Source organism: Cytobacillus sp. EB106-05-05-XG126, assembly GCF_058791715.1.
Window position 1 is genome coordinate 41,340 of sequence record NZ_JBYTDU010000010.1, and the last position, 6,363, is coordinate 47,702.

A 6,363-nucleotide genomic window follows, 5' to 3' on the forward strand; every position below is an offset into this window, starting at 1 on the left:
CTCTTATTGTAGCAAAAATATCTGGAAATATCTTTGCCGATGAGAAAAAATTTTAAACCCGTTTTTTTGAAAACACAGGAAACCATCATAGTGATTTTTTCGTCTAACTCAATGAAATATCTTTCTCCATTGTAAGGTTAATTTTTCTCTGATAGGATAAAAATGTAAAAAGGTAAAGAAACCAGGTGTATATAATGAACCAGAATAGTAGATTCTCAGACCGATTCGATTGGACATTATGTTTTCTTCTGCTGCTGTTTTTTCTCATCAGCTGCATTGCGATTTACAGCGGACAATCCTCCAATCAATATGAAGGGAATTTTGTTATCTCACAAATCAAAAATTATATTGTTGGTGCCGTCATTGTAGGGATTGTCATGTATTTTGACAGCGAGCAAATCCGGAGACTCACATGGCTGCTATACGGTTTAGGCATCCTATTGCTTGTTGGGCTATTCATTGCACCGGAAAGCATCGCACCAGAGCGCAAAGGGGCTACATTGTGGTACATCATTCCCGGACTCGGTTCAGTGCAGCCTTCAGAATTCGTAAAGGTGTTCCTTATTATCGCCCTCAGCAAAATCATCGCTGACCATCATCTGAAGTATCAGGCTAAGACAGCCGGAACGGACTTTTTTCTCCTAATCAAACTAGGGGCAGCCACATTGCTTCCATTAGGATTGATTATTATCGAAGACTTGGGTACCGCCCTTGTCATCATCGCGATATTAGCAGGAATCATCCTGGTATCCGGAATCACCTGGAAAATCCTTGTTCCGATTTATGGAGTCCTCGGTGCTTTAGCAGGAACGGTTCTATATCTGGTGATCATAGCACCGGAGATTTTAGAGAAATACCTTGGGATTGACCCCTATCAGTTCAGCAGAATTTATTCCTGGCTTGATCCGGTCAATCATAAGCAGGGGGCCGGTATGCAGCTGTATAATTCCATGCTCGCTATCGGCTCGGGATTAATTTCAGGTAAAGGCTTTACCGACAGGCAGGTATATGTGCCAGATGCCCACACTGATTTTATCTTTAGCGTCATTGGCGAGGAATATGGCTTCTTCGGCGCCAGTGTAGTAATTAGCCTTTTCTTTCTGCTTATCTATCACTTAACGAAGACCGGCCTTGAGACGACTGATCCTTTTAATACCTATATTTGCGTCGGGGTCATCAGCATGATCACCTTCCATGTATTCCAAAATATTGGAATGACGATACAGGTCCTGCCAATCACCGGCATTCCGCTTCCATTTATCAGCTATGGCGGAAGCTCACTTATGGGAAATATGATGGCAATGGGACTGATTTTCAGCATTCACTACCATCACAAAAACTATATGTTTTCAACCGATTCAAATTATGTTGCAAAATAATTCCAACCGCGTATAATAACAGTAATATATTTAGTGTCTATGATGAAGAGAGTAGCAAAGGGCTCTTTCCTAAAAGCGAGACAGGGCCGGTGCAAGCCTGTCGGAAACCCTATTTGTGAAGCGCACTTCGGAGATGCATAGCTGAAAGAAAAGTAGGCTGTGCCGGGTTGGGAGTCCCGTTACCAAACCCCTAAAGGAATGTGTTCAATAAAATGAAACGTCCTTTCGCAAGAGGTCCTTTGGACAATCAGAGTGGTACCGCGGGCAGATCCAGCTCGTCTCTATTTTTATATAGAGGCGGGCTTTTTTATTTTTCAGGGGGTGTGTGTTTAAAATGATCGATTTCAAAGCTATATTCGCAGCTCAGCTGGCATCTGTGCTGAATGTGCAGCTTTCTGAGGAAGCCATATCAGATTTAATCGAAACACCAAAGAATCCGGTACATGGTGATCTTGCTTTTCCTTGTTTTACACTGGCAAAAGCATTCAGGAAATCACCTGCCTCCATTGCTGAAGAGGCTGCTTTCCTGATAAAAGGACCGTACATTGAAAAAGCGAAAGCTGCCGGGCCCTATATTAATATCTTTTTTTCCAAAGGAGCTGCTGGTGCTGACATACTGGAAGTAATCTTGAAAAAAGGAAAAGAATATGGGCTGCTGAAGGATGGTTCAGGAAAAACCGCCGTGCTTGATTTCTCTTCGCCCAACATCGCAAAGCCTTTTTCCATGGGTCATCTGCGATCAACCGTCATTGGAAATGCCCTTGGAAACCTAGCCGAAAAATGCGGTTACACAGCGGTCAGAATCAACCACTTAGGCGATTGGGGCACTCAATTCGGCAAACTGATCACCTCTTATAAAAAGTGGGGCAATCCGGATAAAGTGAAGGAACATCCGATCAAGGAGCTGCTCAGCCTATATATACGGTTCCATGAAGAAGCAGAGGCAGATCCATCCCTTGAAGATGAAGCACGTTCCTGGTTCAAAGAGCTTGAAAACGGAAATAAAGAAGCACAAGCCCTCTGGAATTGGTTTAGAGATGAATCATTGAAGGAATTTCAGCGGGTTTATGACAGGCTTGGCATCCATTTCAACTCATACAATGGGGAAGCTTTTTATAACGATAAAATGACACCCGTCATAGAGGAGCTGATGGCAAAAGATCTGCTGGCTGAGTCTGATGGTGCAAAGGTCGTTCTGCTGCCTGATGAAGACCTGCCTCCATGTCTGATCAAAAAATCCGACGGAGCAACTCTTTATGCAACACGGGATCTGGCTGCAGCTTTTTATAGAAGGGAAAACTATCAATTTGATCACTCCTTATATATTGTCGGCCAGGAACAAAGCATCCATTTCAGGCAGGTCAAAAGCGTGATCAAAAAGATGGGGTATGAGTGGGCAGACAGTATGAAGCATGTCCCGTTCGGCCTCTACTTAAAAGATGGAAAAAAGATGTCGACCAGAAAAGGCAGAGTCATCCTTTTAGAGGAGGTTCTGGATGAAGCAGTTCTTCTCGCAAAGAACAGCATTGAGGCTAAAAATCCCGGCCTGGAAAATAAAGATGAAGTCGCTGAAGCAGTCGGCATCGGAGCCATTTTATTCCATGACCTGAAAAATGACCGCATGAACAATATTGAATTTTCCCTTGAAGATATGCTGACATTTGAAGGAGAAACAGGTCCCTATCTGCAATATACCAATGCCCGGGCCTATTCCCTGCTCCGCAAGGCAGATGATATACCATCTGCTGTAAATGGGCTATCCGATCCTTACAGCTGGGAAATTATTAAGCTGCTCTATCAATATCCTGAGAAAATCAGAAAATCTTATAGGCAGCTTTCCCCTTCCGTTCTCGCTAAATTTCTGATTGATGTGGCCCAGGCCTTCAACAAATATTACGGGCAGGTAGTAATACTGGAGAAGGATGCCGGCATACAGGCAAGACTTGCCCTCGTCAAAGCAGTCACCATAGTTCTTACAGATGGAATGCAGACACTCGGCATGAAGGTGCCCCGCCAAATGTAAAAGGAGAAGCCGTTATGGCGTCTCCCTTTTTGCCTTTATTCGGGCTTTTGCTTTCTGCATTTTCACAAGACTTCTTACTAGAAATCCGCCGACAAAAATGGCCATCAGCACTAAACCGGCATAATTCAAATGTATTAATTTCAGAATCACACTTGCGACTGTTGCCATATATAAGGCTCCGAGCATATAGGTGATTTCTTCGTTCTCAAAATAGGAGGTAAGTTTTGCACCAAACTGTGAGCCAATAAGCCCTCCTCCTACGAGTGAAAATCCAATCCAATAATCAATGCTGACAGTGGAAACGTAGGACAGGAAACCTGCGGATACGATTAACATGACAGCAAACAAGCTGGTTCCTACCGCATTTTTCGGCATCAATCCTAAATAGGCGACCGATAAAGGCACCATAATAAAACCGCCGCCCACCCCTAATGTTGTAGAAACAAATCCTGCAAAAAAACCAATCAGCACCATCTTTAAAATGGAAGGCGAATGTTCAGAAGAGTGAACAGCACTGGCTGACTTTTCCCTTCTTTTCAGCATGCTCAAAGCAAAATAAGACAGCAAAATGATATAAAAAACAGGCACGGCCCATGTGTCCCAGCCTTTATTCTCAAGAAACAGAACAAATGGGTGGGCGGCCTGAGTAGCTGCCATTCCGCTTAATCCAAGTATCAGCCCCTGCTTAAGCTTTATATTCTTCAGCCTGATATGAGCGGAGATGCCTGAAAGGGACGTTCCAATCGAAAACAGCAAACTCGTGGTGATCGCTTCTACTGGAGAAAAACCAAAAAGCATAAGCGTTGGAGTAAGAATGAATCCTCCGCCTACCCCAAAAAAACCCGAGAGCACACTGATAAGCGCTCCGAGAATAATAAAGAAAACATATTCCATTTATATTCCTCACTAACTGTTTCTGCTATTAATCCGTACTATATCACTTTACCATAATTGGCAACGGTTATACTGACGTTCCTTATTTATAATAATTATAAATAAGTATTGATTATAAATTAATATTTGTTATAATGAATATATAAATTACTTAGGAGGAATCATGATGGAAAAATTACATGAGTCATTAAACGTACAAATTGCTAACTGGAGTGTCCTATATACGAAATTGCACCGCTACCACTGGTTTGTAAAAGGCCCTCTTTTCTTTACCCTTCATGAAAAGTTCGAAGAATTATATAATGAAGCAGCTGAAGTTGTCGATGAGGCAGCGGAACGCCTGCTTGCAATCGGCGGTTCACCTGGAGCAAGCTTAAAGGAATTCCTAAGCATTACGACTCTTGAAGAATCTAATGGGGAAAAGAAAGCAGAAGAAATGGTTACAGCTCTTGCTTCGGATTATAAACATATTAAGGAACAATTAATCACTTTAGCCCAGCTTGCCGAGGAACAGGAAGATCAAGTGACAGCCGACTTCGCCATCGGGTTAATGGAAAAATTGGATACGCATATTTGGATGCTGCAAGCCTACTTAGGAGAATAATCAATTTTGGCAAGAGAGTCAGTGAGAATGATCACTGGCTCTTATTTTTGTGCCGAAAATTTTTTTGCCCTTTGGACACTCTAAGGTGTTATGATTGACCTGATTGCTTCATTTCTATTTTCGGAAAGGAGTCTCCATAATGGCAAACTTAAAATATTCATTCTTTATTTTTCTGGGCGCATGCAGTTACGGCATTCTGGCATCCATTGTTAAACTGGGACTTCATGCCGGCCACACTGTTCCCGAACTGACCGGAAGCCAATATTTAATTGGGCTCCTTTTGTTATTGCTTTCTTTCCCATTTATCAAAAGAACGAAAATCACCCTTAAACAAGCGGCAGCTTTGTTATTGACCGGCGCCTCCCTAAGCTTAACAGGCATTCTGTATGGAATGAGCCTTGACCGGAACCCGGCCTCCATCGCTGTTGTTCTTTTATTTCAGTTCACCTGGATTGGAATTCTTTTTGAAGCATTATATGAAAGAAAGATGCCCAGCAAAGCAAAAATCATTTCTTCGATCCTGCTTATTATAGGAACAGTATTTGCAAGCAACCTGATTAATTCCGGGTCACATGCTATTCAAGCGGATGGCCTGATTTATGGCTTATTATCTGCGGTTACATTTGCCGTGTTCATCTTTGCAAGCGGCAAGGCAGGCAAAGGAATTCCAACCATCCAGAGGAGCATCTTCATCACATTTGGCGGACTTCTGCTGGTTGCAGCTGTTTCAGGTCCCGTGTTAATAAGCGGCGGCATTCAGCTTGGGGGCCTATGGAAATTCGGCCTCTTGATGGCATTGTTCGGCGCTATTTTCCCTATTGTCTTCTTTGCAATCGGTTCACCCCACTTAGATTCAGGGCTTGCCACGATTGTTGGCTCTGCCGAACTTCCGGCCGCTGTTGCTGCCGCTATGCTGATCCTTGGGGAAAGGATATCAGAAGCACAGACTTTCGGGATTGTGCTGATCCTGATTGGTATCAGCATACCGCAGTTTTCATTTAAAAAAGCGGCAAAAAAGCGATTAAGCACGTAGGATTTTTTATGGCGGGATTCGCTGAGTACCGCCAGGGCCGGCGATCCGCTTGACGAAAGGAGGCTTTGGATGTCATTCCAGTGCCTTTTTTCTTTGTCTGCTGGTGTTTGTTTTGCGGGACTTTTATTGGAAGTGCAGCTTGGTTCGGACTTTGGATTAGTCTTTTCTGCTTTCTGTGTCTGAAGTTGGCGTGGGTTCTGACTCTGGCGCTCCTCTTTCTCCTTTCTGTGTCCGAAGTTGGACCAGGTTCCGACTCTGACTGGCTCTTTTCTCCACTCTGTGTCCGAAGTTGGACCAGGTTCCGACTCTGTCGCCCCTTTTTCTCCTTTCTGTGTCTGAAGTTGGCGCGGGTTCCGACTCTAACTGGCTCTTTTCTCCTTTCTGTGTCCGAAGTTGACCCTAGTTCCGACTCTAACTGGCTCTTTTCTCC

The 6,363-nt window shown here is 43.6% G+C and carries 5 protein-coding genes and 1 other annotated feature; of the genes, 4 read left to right on the top strand and 1 reads right to left on the bottom strand.

The features are described 5' to 3' along the window. Positions 1-194: 194 nt before the first annotated feature. Positions 195-1,379: an FtsW/RodA/SpoVE family cell cycle protein gene (locus AC3WTL_RS20185; RefSeq protein ID WP_222501727.1), complete on the top strand. Its 1,185-nt coding sequence runs from the start codon at positions 195-197 to the stop codon at positions 1,377-1,379. Between the two features lie 30 nt (positions 1,380-1,409). Then, positions 1,410-1,665, top strand: a binding site (T-box leader). A gap of 51 nt (positions 1,666-1,716) precedes the next feature. After that, entirely contained in the window at positions 1,717-3,402 is a 1,686-nt protein-coding gene (gene argS / locus AC3WTL_RS20190) for an arginine--tRNA ligase (RefSeq protein WP_492369941.1), read from the top strand. Positions 3,403-3,414: 12 nt separating this feature from the next. Here the strand turns inward: argS and AC3WTL_RS20195 are convergent, their stop codons facing one another. After that, positions 3,415-4,296 carry a sulfite exporter TauE/SafE family protein gene (locus AC3WTL_RS20195; RefSeq protein WP_222501725.1) on the bottom strand — a complete coding sequence of 294 codons (882 nt, stop codon included), beginning with the start codon at positions 4,294-4,296 and terminating at the stop codon, positions 3,415-3,417. 166 nt (positions 4,297-4,462) lie between these two features. Here AC3WTL_RS20195 and AC3WTL_RS20200 point away from each other — a divergent pair, with 166 nt between their 5' ends. Beyond that, positions 4,463-4,900, top strand: coding sequence for a Dps family protein (locus AC3WTL_RS20200; protein ID WP_263600122.1), 438 nt, complete (start codon positions 4,463-4,465; stop codon positions 4,898-4,900). 139 nt (positions 4,901-5,039) lie between these two features. Beyond that, positions 5,040-5,933, top strand: a complete 894-nt coding sequence (locus AC3WTL_RS20205) for an EamA family transporter (RefSeq protein ID WP_252220593.1) — start codon at positions 5,040-5,042, stop codon at positions 5,931-5,933. Positions 5,934-6,363: the final 430 nt, after the last annotated feature.